This window comes from Brumimicrobium aurantiacum, assembly GCF_003402975.1.
GTDB lineage: Bacteria > Bacteroidota > Bacteroidia > Flavobacteriales_D > Crocinitomicaceae > Brumimicrobium > Brumimicrobium aurantiacum.
In genome coordinates, this window is record NZ_QURB01000003.1 from 305302 (window position 1) to 325079 (window position 19778).

General features: G+C 34.6%; 18 protein-coding genes and 1 tRNA gene. 10 read left to right on the plus strand and 9 right to left on the minus strand.

What is annotated here, in order from left to right; all coding sequences use genetic code 11:
- The first annotated feature begins 14 nt into the window (after nt 1-14).
- Both DXU93_RS07165 and DXU93_RS07170 read left to right on the plus strand, forming a co-directional pair.
- Complete coding sequence (locus DXU93_RS07165; RefSeq protein WP_116880591.1) at nt 15-410, plus strand: Sec-independent protein translocase subunit TatA/TatB; 396 nt, start codon at nt 15-17, stop codon at nt 408-410.
- Nucleotides 410-1354, plus strand: coding sequence for a calcium/sodium antiporter (locus DXU93_RS07170; RefSeq protein WP_116880592.1), 945 nt, complete (start codon nt 410-412; stop codon nt 1352-1354). The genes DXU93_RS07165 and DXU93_RS07170 overlap by 1 nt, the downstream gene beginning before the upstream one ends.
- A gap of 21 nt (nt 1355-1375) precedes the next feature.
- Here DXU93_RS07170 and DXU93_RS07175 read toward each other — a convergent pair whose 3' ends face one another.
- Genes DXU93_RS07175 through DXU93_RS07195 form a run of 5 tightly spaced genes read right to left on the minus strand, consistent with a single transcriptional unit; the run spans nt 1376 to nt 6356 of the window.
- Complete coding sequence (locus DXU93_RS07175) at nt 1376-2476, minus strand: endonuclease/exonuclease/phosphatase family protein (protein ID WP_116880593.1); 1101 nt, start codon at nt 2474-2476, stop codon at nt 1376-1378.
- A 15-nt stretch (nt 2477-2491) separates the two neighbouring features.
- Nucleotides 2492-3409 (minus strand): rhomboid family protein, encoded by a 918-nt coding sequence (locus DXU93_RS07180; protein ID WP_116880594.1) that lies wholly within the window; start codon nt 3407-3409, stop codon nt 2492-2494.
- Between the two features lie 3 nt (nt 3410-3412).
- Complete coding sequence (locus tag DXU93_RS07185) at nt 3413-4171, minus strand: rhomboid family intramembrane serine protease (protein ID WP_116880595.1); 759 nt, start codon at nt 4169-4171, stop codon at nt 3413-3415.
- Nucleotides 4168-6042, minus strand: coding sequence for a DNA mismatch repair endonuclease MutL (mutL, locus tag DXU93_RS07190; RefSeq protein WP_116880596.1), 1875 nt, complete (start codon nt 6040-6042; stop codon nt 4168-4170). Before mutL ends, DXU93_RS07185 begins: the two co-directional genes overlap by 4 nt.
- Before the next feature lie 14 nt (nt 6043-6056).
- The gene (locus tag DXU93_RS07195) at nt 6057-6356 is read right to left on the minus strand and encodes a hypothetical protein (RefSeq protein ID WP_123776076.1); all 300 of its coding nucleotides are present in this window, start codon (nt 6354-6356) and stop codon (nt 6057-6059) included.
- A 256-nt stretch (nt 6357-6612) separates the two neighbouring features.
- Here DXU93_RS07195 and DXU93_RS07200 point away from each other — a divergent pair, with 256 nt between their 5' ends.
- Nucleotides 6613-9531 carry a glycoside hydrolase family 3 N-terminal domain-containing protein gene (locus DXU93_RS07200; protein WP_116880598.1) on the plus strand — a complete coding sequence of 973 codons (2919 nt, stop codon included), beginning with the start codon at nt 6613-6615 and terminating at the stop codon, nt 9529-9531.
- Between the two features lie 100 nt (nt 9532-9631).
- Nucleotides 9632-10777, plus strand: a complete 1146-nt coding sequence (gene bshA, locus DXU93_RS07205) for an N-acetyl-alpha-D-glucosaminyl L-malate synthase BshA (protein WP_116880684.1) — start codon at nt 9632-9634, stop codon at nt 10775-10777.
- On the opposite strand, the gene DXU93_RS07210 is transcribed toward bshA, so the two are convergent.
- Together DXU93_RS07210 and DXU93_RS07215 are read right to left on the minus strand one after the other, a co-directional pair.
- Entirely contained in the window at nt 10758-12455 is a 1698-nt protein-coding gene (locus DXU93_RS07210) for an adenylate/guanylate cyclase domain-containing protein (RefSeq protein WP_116880599.1), read from the minus strand. The genes bshA and DXU93_RS07210 overlap by 20 nt on opposite strands.
- A gap of 202 nt (nt 12456-12657) precedes the next feature.
- A complete protein-coding gene (locus DXU93_RS07215) occupies nt 12658-13005 on the minus strand; it encodes a 4Fe-4S dicluster domain-containing protein (protein ID WP_116880600.1) in 348 nt (115 codons plus the stop codon).
- Between the two features lie 99 nt (nt 13006-13104).
- Here DXU93_RS07215 and DXU93_RS07220 point away from each other — a divergent pair, with 99 nt between their 5' ends.
- The 5 genes from DXU93_RS07220 (at nt 13105) to DXU93_RS07235 (ending at nt 18059) form a co-directional block, all read left to right on the plus strand.
- Complete coding sequence (locus tag DXU93_RS07220; RefSeq protein ID WP_116880601.1) at nt 13105-14145, plus strand: acyl-CoA reductase; 1041 nt, start codon at nt 13105-13107, stop codon at nt 14143-14145.
- A 145-nt stretch (nt 14146-14290) separates the two neighbouring features.
- Complete coding sequence (gene fabG, locus DXU93_RS07225; protein ID WP_116880602.1) at nt 14291-15037, plus strand: 3-oxoacyl-[acyl-carrier-protein] reductase; 747 nt, start codon at nt 14291-14293, stop codon at nt 15035-15037.
- A 160-nt stretch (nt 15038-15197) separates the two neighbouring features.
- Complete coding sequence (locus tag DXU93_RS15030; protein WP_165851357.1) at nt 15198-15347, plus strand: hypothetical protein; 150 nt, start codon at nt 15198-15200, stop codon at nt 15345-15347.
- Between the two features lie 115 nt (nt 15348-15462).
- Nucleotides 15463-16884: an MBOAT family O-acyltransferase gene (locus tag DXU93_RS07230; protein ID WP_116880603.1), complete on the plus strand. Its 1422-nt coding sequence runs from the start codon at nt 15463-15465 to the stop codon at nt 16882-16884.
- An 11-nt stretch (nt 16885-16895) separates the two neighbouring features.
- Nucleotides 16896-18059 (plus strand): alginate O-acetyltransferase AlgX-related protein, encoded by a 1164-nt coding sequence (locus DXU93_RS07235; RefSeq protein WP_165851358.1) that lies wholly within the window; start codon nt 16896-16898, stop codon nt 18057-18059.
- Nucleotides 18060-18365: 306 nt separating this feature from the next.
- Here the strand turns inward: DXU93_RS07235 and DXU93_RS07240 are convergent.
- Together DXU93_RS07240 and DXU93_RS07245 are read right to left on the minus strand one after the other, a co-directional pair.
- Nucleotides 18366-18439 (minus strand) — tRNA-Met (locus DXU93_RS07240).
- 116 nt (nt 18440-18555) lie between these two features.
- Nucleotides 18556-19305, minus strand: coding sequence for a methyltransferase family protein (locus DXU93_RS07245; RefSeq protein ID WP_116880605.1), 750 nt, complete (start codon nt 19303-19305; stop codon nt 18556-18558).
- Nucleotides 19306-19375: 70 nt separating this feature from the next.
- Between DXU93_RS07245 and DXU93_RS07250 the strand changes: the two genes are divergently transcribed.
- Nucleotides 19376-19765 carry an START-like domain-containing protein gene (locus DXU93_RS07250; RefSeq protein WP_116880606.1) on the plus strand — a complete coding sequence of 130 codons (390 nt, stop codon included), beginning with the start codon at nt 19376-19378 and terminating at the stop codon, nt 19763-19765.
- Nucleotides 19766-19778: the final 13 nt, after the last annotated feature.

Genomic DNA, 19778 nt, shown 5'->3' on the forward strand with positions numbered 1-19778 from the left:
CGTATCTTTGCGACATGTTATTATTCATTAATAGTATTGCTGGTTCGGAAATCATTGTGATTCTTTTATTTGTACTGATATTCTTCGGTGCGAAAAGTATTCCAGGAATGGCCCGAGGTTTAGGAAAAGGAATTCGTCAAATTAAAGACGCAAGTCAGGATATTCAAGACGAAATTAGGAAGACAAGCACAGATATAAAACGCGATATGAATGTAAATCGTGCGCTACATGATGCGAAGAATAGTCTTGAAGCTCCAGTAAAAAACTTTACCAAGGATTTAAAAGATTCTGCCACTGAAGTGAATAATAATATCAATGGTAGTCAGAAATACACACCTTCTCAATCTACGACAGAAACTCCTGAAGACACCAAAATAGAACATAAACTAGACCAAGAAAATAATAAGTAATGCTATTTAATCTTCTTTTAATTATTATAGGACTAGTACTCCTTATTGCGGGTGGTGAATCTCTTGTAAAGGGAGCTGTTGGAATAGCTGCAAAAGCCAGATTGTCAAAATTAGTTATCGGGATGACCGTTGTTTCCTTTGGAACATCATCGCCAGAATTATTGGTCTCGTTGCAATCTGCGCATGAAGGATTGCCAGAAATTGCCATTGGAAATGTAATTGGTTCTAACATTGCTAATATTGCATTAGTGCTCGGGGTAACAGTTTTGATTTTCCCAATGCCTGTTGCGAGAAATACTATTCGTTATGATTGGCCAATGATGATGATTGCCTCTGTGTTGTTTTATCTTTTCGCTTTCGATTTAGAAATTCAAAGATGGGAGGGAATCCTAATGTTTGTATCATTAATCGCGTTCATCATATTTATCATTGTACAGTCTCGTAAAAGCAATAAAGTTGAAAGCCTAGATATGCCTGAGATTGAAGAAAAACCAAATAATATTTCTATTGCTAAGAATATTTTCTTTTTAGTGCTAGGATTAATCGGTTTATACTTCGGTTCATATTGGTTGATTAAAGGAGCTAAATCAATTGCTGTAGATTTAGGTGTTTCGCAACATGTTATAGGTATTACGATTATCGCTTTTGGGACTTCGGTTCCTGAATTAGCAACAAGTTGTGTAGCTGCATATCGTAAAGAAACAGATATTTCAGTTGGGAATCTAATTGGAAGTAATATCTTTAATATTCTTGCTGTACTTGGTTTAACTTCAATCGTTAGTCCAATTGCTGTAAAGGAATTTGTTCTTTCATGGGACTTACTTTGGATGATTGGAATCGCTATTCTAATGCTTCCTATGATGTTGGTGAAAAGAAAAGTTGGTCGTTTGAGTGGTGCTATTTTACTGGCTATCTACATTACTTATATCGTCACTTTATTCTAATCTGTTTTTTTTAGTAAAAACTTATTTCAATTTAAAACTTGCAGAGATAGGGTAATGGTCTGATAAAACCTCCTCCATATATGTGTTGAATTGTATAGGAGTCATCTCTTTAGAGTGGAATATATAATCAATTCTTCCTGCTGGTACTTTCCCTGCATAGGTTCTGGCCATGTGAATACTCCCTTTGTAAAAGGCATCATTGTAATGCTCATCTAGCATAGAATAGACGTAAGAAGTTGGTGGTTCGTTAAAATCACCACAAATGAAAACGGGATATGGAGATTGATTGGCGTGCTCAATTATTTTTTGCGCTTGACGTAATCTTAATGGATAAGCATTCTTTAATTTAGAAACCAATCCTTTTATACGTTCAGTATAACTTTTTTGACTAGCAACTTCTGTATCAAATAAAGAGTATTCATCTTGCTGAAAACGTATGCTTTCTAAGTGGCAGTTGTATACTCTAACGGTGTCTTTTTCTATTACAATATCAGCAAATAGACTTCGTATGGTTTGGGATGAATCATTGATGATTTCGGAATGTATGATTGGATATCTTGAAAAAATCGCTTGACCAGAAAACATATTTTTCAATTCTAATATCATTGTCGTGGTGTGATCTACGTAATTGCCTTGTCGTAAAATGTCATCCATGGAAATCAATCTTGAATTGGTCTCGTCTTCTGCATACTCCTGTAAACAAAGGATATCGGGCATTTCTGAGTTGAACACTTTCCCAAATGCTTCTTTTCCGTTGTTTAATTCTGGTTTTAAGTTTTTATAAGCATCAAAAAGCCTTACGTTAAAAGACATTACCTTAATTTCCTGTCCATGTTCCGTTTGACGAGGTTCCGAGTCGAATGAAATGCCGAAGTACTTCATATGCGTCGTGGTTCCAATAAGAATAACCAATAATGGAAAAATGAATTTTTTGCTGAACAAGAAGTTAAGGATCATCAAGACAATTGTTGCCAATAAAATAGCAGGATAAGCCAATCCAAATAATTGGAAAAACCATAGACTTTTAGGTGGGATAAAAGCACTGGTATAACTCAACAATAGTCCGATAGAAAAAATCAAGGTGGCAATACGGACGATAAATTTGATTAGGCCAAAAAGCATCGTGATGTTGTTAATTTATTTGCTTTGATCGAACAGAATTTGCTTCTCTTTCTTAGTTAGACTGTCATAGCCTGATTTGGAAATTTTATCAAGAATAGCATCCACCTGCTCTTGTTTTCTTTTCTTATTTAAATTGTATTCTTCGTCAGTTTGTTGTTTTGCATCTTGATTAGAATAGCTTTTTCCTCCGCGTGTTGCACGCATTTTTGGTTTTTTATTAAAGCTGGCTTTTAGGTTTTCCACCGTGGTAATTGTGAAATTGACAATATTGTTTTTAGAACCAATATTTCTAATGGAAAGAAACCCGAAAATGGCCCCTCCTAAATGTGCGAAATGTGCTACGTTATCGGAAGCGCCCATTTGTAGAAGGTCAGATAAAATGAAAAAAGCGGCCAAATAAATCATTTTTATTTTGATCACACCAAATAGATGAACCACAGCCATTGGACGGTAAAATGCCGTAGCAATAAATATTGCGTTTACAGCTCCTGAAGCACCTAAAACGTATGTTTGGTAGCCTTGTAAGGCAGGGAAGATAGAATATGCAATGATTTGAAGTAATCCACCAAAAATTCCTCCTATGATGTAGGTGTATAAAAGTCTCTGATTGGAAAAGTAGGAAAGAAAAAACTTGGAGATGAAAAACAAGAACACCATATTAAACAAGATGTGCATCAAGTCAAAATGCGCAAAAATACTTGTGAAAATTCCCCATGGATGAGTTAGAAAACCTGTAATGTCTCCCCTTAATGTGAAAACGTTGTATATGAAACTTGTTAAAGGATTTTGACTTCCATTAGTAACAGATAGCCCACCAAAAATAAGTAAAATGTTAATCAATAGGAATACAACAACATTAATCCCTATGAGTTTGATGTGCATTTCACCATTTCTCCATTGATATTTGATTTCATCACTTAATGTACGATTCATAGTTTAATAGAATTTTCTTTTGTCTTTTTGCCAAATTAATACAATGATAAATCCAACTATTGCCCCACCCAAATGAGCTAAATGAGCGATGTTGTCACCAGGATTGTTTTGGAACGAATTGTAAAATGCAATTCCAACCATGATCATAACCAACCATTTGGCTTTTATTGGAATTGGCGGGAAAAGCAGCATTAGTCTTGTGTTTGGGAATAAATATCCAAATCCAACGAGTACACCATAAACTGCACCAGAAGCACCTACAACTGGTACGGAGATTCCAGAAATGTAATCTTGTACTAAATTATTGGTGCCTGGAATAATATTGAAGGTGTTGATTGATCCGTCGCGTAATTGAGCAATGTTGTCTTGAAGATTATAAAGGTCATAACCAGCTGCGATAAGGTCGCTTTCGATTGCAGCTACTTCAATGTAACCTACAATTTGATGTAAAAAGAATGCTCCAATTGCAGTGGCAACATAAAAGATGAAAAAACGTTTTGGTCCCCAAACCTGTTCAAGGGCCGATCCAAAGACGACCAGTGCAAACATGTTAAAGAAAATATGAAAAATTCCTCCATGCATAAAGAAATGTGTTACCATTTGGTAAGGCTCAAAATATGGAGAGTTAAAAACATATCCTCCAAGAAGGTAGGTCATTGGAATTCCTTGCATTTCTCCAAGTTGCGTCACGATAAACATGATTACATTCAGCAGCAGTAAGTTCTTTACTACTGGAGGCATATTTCCTAATAGGTTGTTCATGATAGAAAATTATTCAGTTCTTCAATTGTTATTGTATTCAATATTTTTTTTCCGCTTGGAGAATATTGATGTTGCTCACTTTGAAACAAACGATCGATTAAGTAGTTCATTTCTTCTTCTGAAAGTGGTTTGTTCTTGGTTTTTGTGGCTGCGGCAGATAATGATAAAATTAATTCATGAACGAGTTCTCCTTTGTCGAGATCCTCATGTGTGATTTTATCAACAATTCCGTCTAAACATTGCGTTACATATTCTACTTCTAACATGGATGGAATGCTAGATAGAACCAATACATTTCCTTGCCAATCCCATGTAAATCCTAGTCTTTTTAAAGTACTTGTATTGTTTTCCCATTCTAGTTTTTGAGTACTTTGTAAGGTGTATTCATAAGGAAACATTAATTGCTGTTCTGAGATTGGCGAAAGCATAAAGTGCTCCATCAATTCATCGTAAAGTATACGTTCATTGGCCCTGTTAATATGAACCAGCATAGCTCCAGATTTCACCTGTATTAAAAGTAGGTTACTATGGAGTTGAATTTTGTTTGAACTCGATTTTAATGGGTCTTCAAATCCGATTTCTGTTTCCGAAGATTTGATTTCTTCTTCAGCTTCTTCTGTGATTTTATAAAAATCCTCCCATTCCTCTTTATTGGGTTTGAGGGAATTTGTAGAAGCCGATTTAAATCCACTCGATAGAGCGCTTTTAGTTGTTGTACTTCCAAAATTTGAACTTCCCATTGATGGAGAAGAACTCGATTCTGTTTTAAAAGGATTATAAGTTGGATCTACCTGAATTTCTGGTTGCTTGATTGGTTCCTTTTGTTTTTCGAGTGATAAATCAAATTGTGATTCATGTTCGAAATCGAGACTTGGTGCAATGTTGTATTTACCAAGTGCTAATTTAACTGTACTACGAATGATGCTGTAAATACTTCTTCCATCTTCAAACTTTACTTCTGTTTTTGTTGGGTGAACATTCACATCGAGTGTCGTTGAAGGGACTTCGAGGTAAATGAAGTAGGAAGGATGGTGTTTTTGTGCAAGCAAATTGTCATATCCACTCACGACAGCATGATTGAAGTAATTGTCTTTGAAAAATCGATCATTCACAAAAAAGTATTGCTCTCCTCTTGTTTTACGGGCGAATTCTGGTTTTACAATAAAACCTTTCACTTTTACAATGTCGGTTTCTTCCTCGATTGGAACTAATTTATTATTGAAATTTCTACCAAATAAATCAACAATTCTTTTTCTTAATCCTGCAATTTCAAGGTTGTGAATAATACTACCGTTGTGTGAAAATGTAAATCCAACTTCGGGATGTGTCAATGCAATTCTATTAAACTCTTCAACAATGTGTTTTGTTTCTACATTGTCTGATTTCAAGAAGTTTCTTCTCGCCGGTACGTTGAAAAACAGATTTTTCACACAAATTGAAGTTCCTTTCGTCCTAGAACATGGTTCTTGAGATTCAATTTTACTTCCTGCGATTTCAATTTTGGTACCGATTTGCTCACCAGCTTCAACCGTCTCCATATCAACATGGGCAATTGCTGCAATGGAGGCAAGTGCTTCACCACGAAATCCTTTAGTGCTTAAAGAAAATAAATCTGCAGCTGAAGAAATCTTACTTGTTGCATGACGTTCAAAAGACATTCTTGCATCCATTTCAGACATCCCTTTTCCATCATCAATGATTTGAATCGATGTTTTTCCAGCATCTTTAATGTGCAATTCTATTTGACTAGATCCTGCATCGACAGCATTTTCAATAAGTTCTTTTACAACTGATGCTGGTCTTTGAATAACTTCTCCGGCGGCAATTTGGTTGGCTATATTATCGGGGAGTAATCGAATTACTTCTGACATGCTATAATTCCTGTTTATGGGTTTTCAAGATCAATGATTTCTGCAGTAAAAATATCTACATAATCCAAAATGAAATATGTTGCCAAAAGTAAAATGGCAAGTATGATAATTAATCGGATATTGGCCGACCTTGATTGTTTGGTATATGAACTTTCAATGCTCCAGGCATTTTGCATTTTTTCTCTTAAACGCAATTGTTGTTCCGTAGGCGTTGCATTGGCTTCGGCATCATAGGCCTTTCGCATGTTTTGAATACGCTCTTTACGTGCGTCATAATAACGCGGCGTATAATCAAACTGCTTTGTTTTATTCACTTTCATGAATTTTATTCGCTCCAACATATTGTTTTCGTCTTAAGATTTAAAAGCATAAAGATAAGGTAAAAAATACAGTTTTTATGTTTTTTTAATCATGTATTCACTCATTTTATAATCTTTTGGGTGATCAGAATTTTCCTTTGATTATATTTGGTATTTGTTAGTTGACACGCATTTTATTCAGGCGTATAGACAACATTTTTGTCAATAACAGGTTTCAATTTTATGTAATCTCATTTAAGCGAATTTATTTATGAAAATACTTCCCGTTCTAGCTTTGTTTGTCATTCTATCAAGTGGATTAATCAGTTGGTCTTTTTATTCAACAGATGATGAGAACCCTGGTTCTTCAAATGGTTTACCTGCCTATATGCGTTTGTCGCCACAATGGGCACTCGAAAAACTAGAAAGTTTAACTTTGGAAGAGAAAATTGCTCAAAGCTTTATGGTGGAGGTGACTCCAAGAAAAGGAGAAAATCATTTAAAAATCATTGATTCGCTTGTTGATGTTCATAAAATTGGTGGAATTATTACTTTTCAAGGTACAACAGACGAAACAAAATCCACAATTAATCGATTACAAGAAAAAAGTACTATTCCTTTACTGGTTGGAATTGATGGTGAATGGGGAAGTAATATGCGTATCTCAGATCAACCACGATATCCTTTTCAATTGACAATGGGAGCAGCAAATCAATTGGAAAGTACACGAAAAATAGCGCAATCGATAGGAAGTGAGCTTAATGATTTGGGGATTCACTTGAATTTTTCTCCAGTGGTAGACCTCAATACCAATCCTAAAAATCCTGTTATCGGATTCCGTTCTTTTGGAGAAAATCCATCCAAAGTTGCAGGACTTACAAGAGAAATGATTCAAGGAATGCAAGATTTTAGTGTATTAACTTGTATGAAGCATTTTCCTGGTCACGGAGATACAGAGCTTGATTCGCACAAGGATTTACCAACAGTCAATAAGTCAAAACGAGAATTGAGTATGGTTGATTGGTTACCGTATCGACAAGGTAGACTGGTAGGTGCTTCTGCAGTGATGATGGGACATTTGAATGTTCCTGCATTAGATAGTAGTGGATTACCTTCAAGTTTATCAGCGACGACCATCAAAGATATTTTAAGAAAAGAACTGAAATTTGATGGACTTGTCATTAGTGATGCATTAAATATGCAGGCTTTGACAAAACATTATGGCGATGTTGAAATAGTAAAGAAAGCATATTTGGCCGGAAACGATATTTTGCTTTATCCTTCAAAGGTGAAAGAATCAATTGCGATCATTAAAAAAGCGGTTGAAAATGGAGAAATTTCTGAAGCGGAGATTAATGAGAAAACACTTCGTATTTTGAGGGCAAAGTTTTATGCTATTGTATATCAGAATGATCAAAAACCGACTTTAGATGCGGAGGAAATTGAATATGCGCAGACCAATATTTATGAAAAGGCCTTAACGGTGATTAAAAATGATAGCGCTATTCCGGTACGTGAAGTACTTGGAAGAAATTTGATTATTAACATTGGTGGTGATGGAAGTGCTTTCAATAAGGCAGCGTTTAGGTATACTGATGCTGATACCTTATATGCAGAAACAGCTAAAGATGCTTGGGCAATTCATAAATTTCAATTTAAAAATTATGATAATATTTACTTGAATTTAATTGCTCCTTCCGTTTTGCCACGCAACAATTTTAGTTATCCTGAAGGTTGGAAAGAGTTGTTGAGAGAAATGCCAGACAATTCAAATCTGTATGTTTCAATTTTTGGAAATCCTTATGGCATTGAAGATAGTTATGCCTTTGAAAAGGCTAAGGCAGTGGTTTTGGCTTATCAGAATACGAAAACAGGTCAAGATAGAGCGGCGCAATTGATTTTTGGTGCTTTTCAAGCGAAAACTGTTTTACCCATTACTTTGAGTGCAGAATATCAGGAAGGATTTGGCATTGAAACACCAGAAGCTTCTCGTTTGAAATTTACTGTTCCAATGGAGTTAGGTGTGTCACGAAGTCAATTGTCTGAAATCGATTCTATTGTTGACAAGGGGATTAAAGCTAAGGCATTTCCTGGATGTCAGGTCGTAGTAGCCAAAGACGGGAAAGTGGTTTACCAGAAAGCTTTTGGTCACCAAACCTATGATAATAAGCTTGCTGTAGATGACAATACGATTTACGATATTGCTTCGATTACAAAAATTGTAGCCTCAACGGCGAGTTTAATGTATTTGCAAGATCAACATGAATTTTCATTGGACAGTACACTCGGTGATTTTATAGGAGAGGTAACACGTTCAACGGCTTATGAAAATATCAATTTACGAGACATGATGACGCACCAAGCAGGATTGGTTCCATGGATTCCATTTTATACAAGTACACTTGTTAATGGTCGTCCAGACACTATGCTTTATTCAAATGCGCCATATGCAAATAAAACTTCAATTGTTGCAAATCATTTGTATATGCAAGATAATTATGAAGATGAAATTTTGAAGGTGATTTTGTCTAAGCCACTCCGAGCAAAAAGATATAAATACTCCGATTTAGGATATTACTTCGTGAAGAAAATTGTAGAAAAATCTTCGGGAGAAGATTTGAATGATTTTGTAAATAATACTTTTTATGCTCCAATGGGCTTGAAAACTTTGGGCTATCATCCTTTGGATAAATTTGAATTAAAACAAATTGCACCAACGGAACAAGACACCTATTATCGTCATCAATTGGTGCATGGCTACGTTCATGATATGGGAGCAGCGATGATTAATGGTGTTGGTGGACACGCTGGTGTTTTTTCAAGTGGTACAGATCTCGCTGGATTTATGCAGATGTTATTGAATGGAGGTGAATATGGTGGACGAACTTATTTGTCTAAATCAACGATTGATGAGTACACCGCTTGTCAATTTTGTCCAAAAAATAGGAGAGGAGCAGGTTTTGATAAACCCGTTTATACCGGTACTGGTGGTCCAGCAACAGAAGCCGCTTCAAAGTCTTCATTTGGCCATTCTGGATTTACGGGAACATTAACTTGGGCAGATCCAGAATACAATATCAATTATGTGTTTTTGTCGAATAGGGTTTATCCAAGTGCTGAGAATTGGAAGTTGGTAAAAATGGATATCCGTACAGAGATTCAGCGCGTTATCTACGAAGCGTTGAAATAAATGTTAAAAAATGAAAACACGAAGAACTTATGTCTCAAAATGGTGTTTTCTTTGTGTTTTTATAAACTGTATGTTGTTGTTTAGTTAATTGAATGAAGTAATGAAAATCGGAATAGTATTGTATCCAACTTTTGGAGGAAGTGGAGTTGTCGCAACGGAATTAGGAAAGGCTTTAGCAGAAAAAGGTCATCAAATTCATTTTATTACCTATTCGCAACCCGTACGATTAAGTTCATTCAGAGACAACATTTTTTATCATGAAGTAGTGGTGAGTAATTATCCACTTTTTGAATTTCAGCCCTACGAAACAGAATTGGCCAGTAAAATGGTGGATGTGGTAGAGAATGAAGGTTTGGATTTATTGCATGTTCATTATGCTATTCCCCATGCTTCTGCAGCCTTTATGGCCCAACAAATATTGAAAACAAGAGGACTAGAAATTCCATTCATTACTACACTTCACGGAACAGATATTACCCTTGTGGGGAAAGATAAATCATTTGAACCTGTAATTACATTCTGCATCAATCAATCAAATGCGGTTACTGCAGTGTCTGAAAGTTTGAAACAAGACACTTACGAACATTTTGATACACAACGAGACATTAAAGTGATTCCAAATTTCATCAATGATTTTATAGCAGATCCAGTAGCACAAGATATGGAACGTCGTAGAAAATATGCTCAGGATGATGAAAAAATCATTTGTCACGTTTCTAACTTTAGAAAAGTAAAAAGAGTAGAAGACGTTGTTCGTATTTTTCATAAAATCAATCAAACTGTAAAATCAAGATTGTTATTGATTGGTGACGGACCAGAAAGACACAATGTAGAATTGTTGTGCAGAGAATTAGGAACGTGTGACCGAGTAATGACTGTGGGGAAAATTAGAGATGCAGCTAATTTAATGAGTGTTGCAGATTTGTTTTTACTACCGTCAGAAACCGAAAGTTTTGGTTTGGCTGCACTTGAAGCAATGTCAGTTGGTGTTCCTGTGGTTTCTTCAAATACCGGTGGAATTCCAGAAGTCAATAAAGAAGGCTTCTCGGGTTATTTGTCTGATGTTGGAGATATTGACGACATGGCCAAAAACGGAGTCCGTATTCTTGAAGATGAAGCAACGCTAAATCAATTTAAAATGCAAGCCAAAGAGCAAGCGATGAAATTTAGTTTAGCTCGCATTTTACCGGAATACGAAAAGTTGTATCAAGAAGTAAAAGAGCGCTTTACGACGCCTCAGCTATAAGTTTTTGTCTACTGATTTTCAATTCTGAAATTCGGGCTTGTTTTCCTCTTTCTCTAATGTTTTTAGAGGTTTGGGTATGGAAAATATGAACGTTTTCAAGGTATTCCAATTGAAAGTCAATCCATTCCAATTCTGACATTTCTTTACCGAAATTAGCCAATTCATTACGCAAAGTTTTGGCCACATTATGATAATCTGCACGTCCTAAATAATCGTGATCAGCATCGCACATAATCATTTGTAATAAGGTTTTTGGTTGTGCTTCACGGCGTGTTGAAGAGATAATTTCGCTTACAATCTTGATTTGTTCTGGACTATATCCAAATTTGTTTAATTCAGTTTGCGCCATGTTGATTCCAAATTCTTCATTGTCAAAGTAGCGTAAAATGAATCCTGTATCGTGAAATAAAACAGCGGTTCTTAAAATAATTAAATCTTCACCTTTAACTCCTTCCAATTTTGCAATTCGCATTGCAGCTTTCTCAACATTTAAGGTGTGTTTGATGTTGTGATAGTCTAATTCATCTGGAAGTGATGACTTTAATTTGTTGATGATGAATCGTCTTGCAAATTCAAAATCCATTGGAGGTAAATCACATTTTCTTCGTAATGAACTATTAGGAAGTTTTCCTTCTTCAAATAAAGAATGTTCGATTTTCACCTGGTCTAAAAAATACATTTCTGAAGTGCTTTCGTATTTCAGTTGAATTTCGCCACGGTGAGTGACATCGAGATATTCAGCTACTTTTTCAACCACAGCTTCAGTAATTGTTATACTATTTTCTTCTGAATGTTGTTCTGCTCTTGCCGCTACATTTACGGTGTCTCCCCAAACATCAAAACTGATTTTCTTAGAACCAATTACTCCGGCTACTAAAGGACCAAGGTGGAGACCTATACGAATATCCCAATAGGGTTGATTGGTTGCAATTGCCAATTGTTTACGATTGATCACGTAATTTCGAATTTCTATCGCTGCCAGTGTAGCACGAATTGCAGGATTTGCATTTTTTTCTGTAACTCCAGCTAATGCCATATACGCATCTCCAATCGTTTTGATCTTTTCTAACTTATATCGGTCTGTTATTTCATCAAACTTATTGAAATAGCTTTCGAGTTCATGTAGTAGATTGAGTGGACTTTGGTGTTTTGCAGACTTTGTAAACGCGATAAAATCAGTAAACAGTACAACGCCTTCATCTATCTTTTTTGGTGAAAATTTCCAAACTGAACTCAGATCTTCTAAGATGGTTTGTGGGAAAATATTTTCAAGTAATTGGCTAATTCTAAGATCCTTAAAATGGAGGCTTTTAAAAACTTCGATTTTTGCTTTTACCAAGTTGGGGTTGAATGGACAAGATAAGTAATCTACAGCTCCTTCTCGAAATCCTTTTACCAATTTAGCACCGCTAGAGGTACTTTCACTAATTACAATTTTATAAGCGTCCTTAGAATTGGGGTTTAACTTTAAATTATGCAAGAGTTCAAGACCATTCACCATTTCACTCTGTATATTGATAAGGATAATTCCAATTTTTCGCTTTTCCAAAACAGGGAGTGCAGAGGCTTCATCATTACAAAATATGAGGTTATTACCACCTCCTAAAAGTATATTTTGTAATTGCCTTAAATTGTCTTGGTTATTATCAATAACAAGGATGTTGATGAATCTTTCCACGTAAGTTGAGTTTTCTTGGTTGTAACGAAAATACTAAAATTCATGGGTTTATGAAATCCCTTGTCCTTTAAATTTTTAATGTATGTTTTGAGTATTCGTTTTTATCTGTGAGAGCTGAATTACAGAATGCAAATGAAAAAGTCTAGACATAAAAAAAAGGAACCTTAAAAGATTCCTTTTCATTTTTTTGATATTGAGTACCTTAAAGGTGCATGAAGTCTTTTTTCTTCAACAACTCTTCTTCTGTTTCTGGGAAGTCAGGATCATCAACACAACAGTCAACAGGACAAACTGCTGCACATTGTGGTTCGTCATGAAAACCTTCACATTCTGTACATTTATCTGTAACAATGTAATAAAGGTCCATGTCTACAGGTTCTTTGTCTTCGTCTGCATCCACTTCTTCACCTTTCAGTGTTGTTATCATCCCTTTTAAGGTTGTACCATCGGCCCAATTCCATTCAGCACCACCTTCGTATATCGCGTTATTTGGACATTCGGGCTCACATGCACCACAATTGATGCATTCGTCCGTAATCATTATTGCCATTTCACTACTTTTTAAGCGTTTCTTCTTTACATTTGCAAATATAATAAACCTTTATCAAGGAGTTTTGTTTTAAAGAACTTAAATTATTTTGAATAGCAGATGGACAGACAAAAAACAATCAAAAGCTTTTCTATTTTAGGAGACAGTATGAAGAAATGGGGTGAACGTGCCGAAAAAGAAGCGTTTAATCCTTTCGTTGCAGGCGCATTTTATGAGCGTATGGAAACTGCAATATTAGGTGCAAAAGCCCACAATGGATGGTTCTCAGCATCTTCGGTTCAGGAAAGTTTTTACCGATTTGGTGAACAACTCACAGAAGAAAAGTTAACAGCATGGGTAGAAAAATATCCTTTGGTTAAATCACCAAAAAAAGTAGGTCTGATTTTGGCTGGAAATATTCCTTTGGTTGGATTCCATGATATTTTATCAACCATTTTCTCGGGAAATATTGCTCATATCAAATTGTCGAGTGATGATAAGATATTAATTCCCTTGCTTTTAGAGATTATTGTTGAACTACAACCAGAATTGAAGGAACAGATTAATATTGTAGAAAAACTAAGTGATGTAGAGGCTGTTATTGCAACAGGAAGCGATAATTCTGCGCGTTATTTTGAGAAGTACTTTGGACACTTGCCTTGTGTAATTCGTAAGAACAGAACTTCTGTTGCCGTACTGAATGGTGAAGAAACACCAGAAGAACTAAAAGAGTTAGGTAGAGATATTTTTACCTATTATGGATTAGGTTGCAGAAATGTTTCACATCTGTTGTTGCCAGAAGCTTATGATCTAGATCAATTGTTTGGGGCCATTATTGACTATGGTGATATCATTAATCACCATAAATACTGTAACAACTACGATTATTATAAAGCCATTTATTTAATGAATCAGGAAAAGATTATTGAAAATGGATTTGTTTTAACACGTGAGAATAAAGAGTTGTTTGCGCCTGTTGCGGTGGTGCATTATCATTATTATAGCGACATTGAAGAAGCAAATGCTTACATAAAAGAGCATGAAGAAAAGATTCAAGTGGTGGTTGGTAAAGATCATTTTCCATTTGGACAAGCTCAATCTCCAGCGCTAGATGATTACGCAGATGGAGTCAATACAATGGAGTTTTTAACTCAGCTTTAATTTGAAAGTAGAATATAGGAATAGAATTTCGCTTAATTAAAATGGATTAAGCATTTGAAAATGTACTTTCTAAATAAAAACCTGCTTTTAAAAGCAATACATTATTTAGGGAGTATTATATTTGTTAAAATTGAAAAACACAGCAATGAAATTATTAGAAGATAAAGTAGTTTTAATTACAGGAGCCTCAAGAGGAATTGGAAAAGCAATCGCAGAGAAATGTGTTGCAGAAGGAGCAAAAGTAGCTTTTACTTATTTGTCATCAGAGGAGAAAGCGAATGCATTAACAGCTGAATTGACGAAAGACGGAGGGGAAGTGAAAGGATTTAAATCAAACGCAGCAAACTTTGATGCGGCTCAAGCTCTAGTGGACGACGTTGTGAAAGAATTCGGTCAAATCGATGTCTTAGTGAACAACGCTGGAATTACTCGTGATAATTTATTGATGAGAATGACAGAAGAAATGTGGGATGAAGTAATCAATACAAATCTTAAATCTGCATTCAATCTTACAAAAGCAGTTCAACGTCCAATGTTGAAAGCAAGAAAAGGATCAATTATCAATATGTCTTCTGTGGTTGGAGTTTCAGGAAATGCTGGACAATCTAATTACGCAGCATCAAAAGCTGGAATGATTGGATTTACAAAATCAATTGCACAAGAATTAGGTTCTAGAAGTATCAGATGTAATGCAATTGCACCTGGATTTATTGAAACTGAAATGACTGACGTTTTAGATGAAAAAGTTGTTCAAGAATGGAGAAATAATATTCCATTGAAGAGAGGAGGTTCTACAGAAGATGTAGCAAACGCTGTTGTATTTTTAGGATCGGAAATGTCTGCTTACATAACTGGACAAACATTAAACGTTTGTGGAGGAATGTTAATGTAAAATTAATTTTCACTTCGAATAAGACTTAGAGACTTTATTGGTCCTCTTTTTCATCGAGTTAGAGAAAAAACTTAAATGGAAAAAAGTGAGTTTTTTTTGTTGCTTATGTAATAAATGGAAACTTAAAGCGTTTTAAGAGAGAACTAAATATTAAACGCGTATGGCAAATAGCTACTCTAAAACTGCTCCAAAGATGGTGGAGGATAAATCACAACCATCAAAAGAAACACTTCAATTTTTACTCAATTATTCAAAGAGTGTTGAAGGTAAAAAGTCAGAAAAAGAATCATTATTGATTCACTTAAACTAATAGGAAGAGCATCGCAAGGTGCTCTTTTTTTTGCTTTAAAAAGATAAGTTGCTTTTGTAGCAAGAAAGGTCTTTTGGAATAGAGGAGAATTTGATTTTTTAATTAAACTTGTACTATGGTTTTTAGTACTACCTTATTCTTACTGTATTTCTTACCCGTCTTCCTCATAGTATATAGTTTAACGACTAAGCAGTGGAAGAATCTTGTCATATTAGTTGCCAGCATCTTTTTTTACAGTTGGGGAGCTCCTAAATTTGTATTTGTAATCCTTGGTTCAACAATTCTTGATTTTTACATCGTCCGACAGTTATACATAAGCCCTAAAATAGGATTGAGAAAAGGCTTGTTAAGTATTTCAATTGTGATGAATTTGGGACTATTGGCTTATTTTAAATACGCTAACTTTTTTGTTGAAAACCTAAACTCTGCCTTATCATCAATTGGTGTTTCAGAAGTGTCTTGGACAGCAGTAGTTCTGCCAATAGGTATATCCTTCTATACGTTTCAAACCCTGACATATGCTATTGATGTTTACCGAAAGGTTCATCCTCCATTGCAAAAAGTGACGGATTATTTAATGTACATCATGTCATTTCCTCAAATGATCGCAGGTCCTATTGTTCGATTTAGTGCTATTGAAGATCAAATTACAGATCGAAAAGAATTAGTAGACGACAAGCTTATTGGGTTTTATCGATTTTGTATCGGTCTAGCGAAGAAAACACTAATCGCAAATGTAATGGCAGAGCAAGCAGACCTCATTTTTGAAAGTGAATTGAGTGAACTTTCAATGTCTAGTGCGTGGATAGGGATGATGGCCTATACTTTTCAGATTTATTTTGATTTTTCAGGTTATTCAGATATGGCTATTGGCTTAGGGAAAATGATGGGCTTCAAATTTCCAGAAAACTTCAATTCACCTTATACGTCTAAAAATATCAGTGAATTTTGGAGAAGATGGCATATTACCTTAGGTGCATTTATGAGGGATTATTTATACATTCCTTTAGGTGGGAATCGTGTGGCTTCTAAAGGTAGATTGTATTTTAATTTATGGATTGTTTTTCTCCTGTCAGGCCTGTGGCATGGTGCATCATGGAATTTTGTGATTTGGGGAGCTTATCATGGTTTGTTTTTGATTCTCGATCGTTTATTTCTTATTCAATTACTCAATAAACTGGGAAGTTTTCTCTCTATAATCATCACTTTTATTGTTGTAATGATCGGTTGGGTAATTTTTAGATTAGAGGATTTGTCATCTATTTTGATTTATATTCACAAACTATTTTCCTTTGATTTTCTCCCTGAGTTTACTACCATTTCATCCTTTTGGTTTGTCTTTATTCTTGCTGTATTCTTTTCCTTTTTTACCATTTTTGAACAAGGAAAGAAAGTTGAGCGATTTGTATTTTTTCAAAATCAATTAAATATTACAAATCATTTTATTTTTACTATAGTTGCTTTTCTTTTATTGATGTGCTCTTTGGTTTCAATAACATCTTCAGGCTTTAATCCTTTTATTTATTTTAGATTTTAATGATGAATAGAATGAAGTCAACAATTAAATACAAAAAGGGATTGTTTATTGGGATACTTGGTATTTTGGTATTCCCATTGTTTTTGGAATTTACCGAGATGATTCAATTAAAACCATTAAAAGGATCATATGAAATTCCAGAAAATCCAGAATTTACATTAGCGCAATGGTTTACGGGAGAGTATCAAGATGAAAAGGAAAACTTTATTAAGAAAAGTTTGTATGTGCGTCCTGTTTTTGTAAGGTTCTACAATCAATACCATTATTCATTCTTTAACATACCGAAAGCGAATTCTATAATTATTGGGAAATCCTCCTATTTGTTTGGGGATAATTACATTAAGGAATATTTTGGAACTAATTTTATTGGACATCAAAAAATAGAAGAAAAGGTAAATAAAATTCAACGTGTAGCAGATACCTTAAAAGCGAAAGGAATTGATTTAATTGTTGTACTGGCGCCAGGAAAAGCGAGTTTCTATCCTGAGTATTTACCTGAATCCTATGATTCAATGAGTGTAGGAACTACAAATTATGAAGTGTACAATCAGCAATTTTTAAGTTCGAATATTCATTATTTAGATTTTAAAAAGTGGTATTTGGACATAAAGGAAACTTCTAAATATCCATTATTCCCAAAAACTGGAATACATTGGAGTAAGTACGGTGAGTTGATAGCCGCAGATTCGATTATTCATTATATAAACTCCATTTCTCCTACTAAAAAAGCTCCTGAATTATTGCTTGGTAAGACTAAGGTAACATCAGATATGTGGGGTACAGATGATGATATTGAACAAGGGATGAATTTAATGTTTGATATTCCAGATTTAGAAATGGCTTATCCACATTATGAATACGATACGCTGAATAAACAAGAACAACCTAAAGTGTTAACTGTAGCAGATAGTTATTATTGGGGAATGTTTAATTTTAGTTTATCTAAAAAAGCATTTGATAATGGTGAGTTTTGGTTCTATAACATTGATATTTTCCCGAGTGAAGAAGGAAAACCTTCTTTTGTTAGTGAAATCGATATTGTTGAGTCTGTGGAGCAAAATGACATTGTGATGCTGGTTTCAACTGATGCTAATTTATTCAAGTTCCCTTTTGGATTTATAGATCGATTGTATGAAGCTTATTATTCTGATCAGTTAAAAGCTCCAAGTGAATAGTAAACACGCTTCTTAGGAGTCTACCATCGCATTGAATTTCCTTGCTGTAACTTTCTGAAGCGCTTTTTCGGAACTTTGTGAAATCTTAAATGTAGGATCCCTTAATTTTTATATCTTTTACCTTGTTAGTGGGGCGAACTGTGCTAACTCAACGCATTGAAACAATATTTTTTAGGTGACATCTGTCGATCAATATGCGTTGGGTAAACTCAGAAGAACTTAGTGTAAGGGAAAAGGGAATGTTTGAGAATAAAAAAACCAGAGTAGTCACTTCGCTTTCGCTTCAGTTTCTGACTCTGGTTTTTGTAGCGAGAGGGAGATTTGAACTCCCGACCTCAGGGTTATGAATCCTGCGCTCTAACCAACTGAGCTACCTCGCCAAATATCTTTTTAAACTTCTAAAAACAGTGTTGGTATTGCTGTTTCGTTTAAAACCTATAGCATTGTTTCAATCAATGCGGGTGCAAATATAATACTTTATTTTTAATTTCAAACCTTAAGAACGATCTTCCTCAAATAAAATTTTCGTGTGATGTTTTAAAGTTCTAAGGAACAATGAAATAAATAATGCAATAGCTAAAACAATTATGTAATAATTATAAAATACAAATGTTTCATCGATGATATAGTTACGTAAAATGTCTACAAAAAGGAAACCAATGATTGTTGCAGAAATACCAGAATACTCTCTTCTTAAAATCGTTTTCATAGAAAATGAGATTTTATTCTTCTCATAGTTTTTAAATGAAGGCCAAAATGCAGGAACTTTCAAGCTCCAATCAAGATAGTCTTGACCAAACTTACGTTCTAGGAACCTTTCTTCTGCAAACATGATTCTTTCATAGTAAAGCCAAAATGCTAAAGAAACCAAAAGAACAAACCAAATGTTTGCTGTAAATACCACAATACCAATCCACATGAAGTAGTTTCCTACATAAAGCGGGTGTCGCATTGTTGAATAAATCCCTGTTGTGTTTAAGGCTTCGGCAACTTGTTGTTTTGTATTTCTACCTGAAGTATGTTTACTTGCTGTTCCTATTGCAATGGCACGAATCACTTGGCCAAGGATGGACAGAACAACTGAAATAGCGAGTAAAACCCAATAATAATTGTCGTTTTCAGTTAGACACTTATAATCTGTAAAAAATATTACAGGGATAGCTAAAATAAAAAGTATAACCGGAATCTGACCTCTGTATTTAAAAAGAGTATTACCAGATTTTTCAAAAGAATGTATTAAAGCCATTTAAAAGTTTTACGTATATTGCGAATCAAAATATTCGGCGAAGATATAAAAAAAATAATATTACCATAAGATGCCAGAAAAAATTAAATTTGAACAAGAATATCTTTTTAAAACCTCTTTAAAAGTTTTAAACTCAATGATCACTACGCCAAGTGGTTTAAGTGAGTGGTTTGCAGACGACGTTAATATTAAGAATGATATTTATACCTTTTATTGGAATGGAAGTGAAGAGGTGGCACGATTGATCAGTAAAAAAACAAATGATCACCTTAAGTTTCAATGGCTAGAGGATGAAGAAGAAGGTTTAGATACCTATGTTGAAATTCGTTTTAAAGTTGACCCAATGACGAAAGCTGTTGTTTTACACTTAACGAGTTTTGCTGATGATGACGAACTAGAAGAAGTTCAATTGTATTGGGAAAATACAATTGAAGAACTGCGTAGAGTTATTGGAGCTTAAACCTACTTTTTAG

What these genes read in the sequence shown, in the direction of transcription:
- DXU93_RS07250 (WP_116880606.1), top strand. Translation starts at nt 19,376, where the DNA reads ATGCCAGAAAAAATTAAATTTGAACAAGAATATCTTTTTAAAACCTCT.
- DXU93_RS07200 (WP_116880598.1), top strand. Translation starts at nt 6,613, where the DNA reads ATGAAAATACTTCCCGTTCTAGCTTTGTTTGTCATTCTATCAAGTGGA.
- DXU93_RS07230 (WP_116880603.1), top strand. Translation starts at nt 15,463, where the DNA reads ATGGTTTTTAGTACTACCTTATTCTTACTGTATTTCTTACCCGTCTTC.
- DXU93_RS07170 (WP_116880592.1), top strand. Translation starts at nt 410, where the DNA reads ATGCTATTTAATCTTCTTTTAATTATTATAGGACTAGTACTCCTTATT.
- DXU93_RS07235 (WP_165851358.1), top strand. Translation starts at nt 16,896, where the DNA reads ATGAAGTCAACAATTAAATACAAAAAGGGATTGTTTATTGGGATACTT.
- bshA (WP_116880684.1), top strand. Translation starts at nt 9,632, where the DNA reads ATGAAAATCGGAATAGTATTGTATCCAACTTTTGGAGGAAGTGGAGTT.
- DXU93_RS07215 (WP_116880600.1), bottom strand. Translation starts at nt 13,005, where the DNA reads ATGGCAATAATGATTACGGACGAATGCATCAATTGTGGTGCATGTGAG.
- DXU93_RS15030 (WP_165851357.1), top strand. Translation starts at nt 15,198, where the DNA reads ATGGCAAATAGCTACTCTAAAACTGCTCCAAAGATGGTGGAGGATAAA.
- DXU93_RS07185 (WP_116880595.1), bottom strand. Translation starts at nt 4,171, where the DNA reads ATGAACAACCTATTAGGAAATATGCCTCCAGTAGTAAAGAACTTACTG.
- DXU93_RS07220 (WP_116880601.1), top strand. Translation starts at nt 13,105, where the DNA reads ATGGACAGACAAAAAACAATCAAAAGCTTTTCTATTTTAGGAGACAGT.
- fabG (WP_116880602.1), top strand. Translation starts at nt 14,291, where the DNA reads ATGAAATTATTAGAAGATAAAGTAGTTTTAATTACAGGAGCCTCAAGA.
- DXU93_RS07175 (WP_116880593.1), bottom strand. Translation starts at nt 2,476, where the DNA reads ATGCTTTTTGGCCTAATCAAATTTATCGTCCGTATTGCCACCTTGATT.
- DXU93_RS07165 (WP_116880591.1), top strand. Translation starts at nt 15, where the DNA reads ATGTTATTATTCATTAATAGTATTGCTGGTTCGGAAATCATTGTGATT.
- DXU93_RS07180 (WP_116880594.1), bottom strand. Translation starts at nt 3,409, where the DNA reads ATGAATCGTACATTAAGTGATGAAATCAAATATCAATGGAGAAATGGT.
- DXU93_RS07245 (WP_116880605.1), bottom strand. Translation starts at nt 19,305, where the DNA reads ATGGCTTTAATACATTCTTTTGAAAAATCTGGTAATACTCTTTTTAAA.
- mutL (WP_116880596.1), bottom strand. Translation starts at nt 6,042, where the DNA reads ATGTCAGAAGTAATTCGATTACTCCCCGATAATATAGCCAACCAAATT.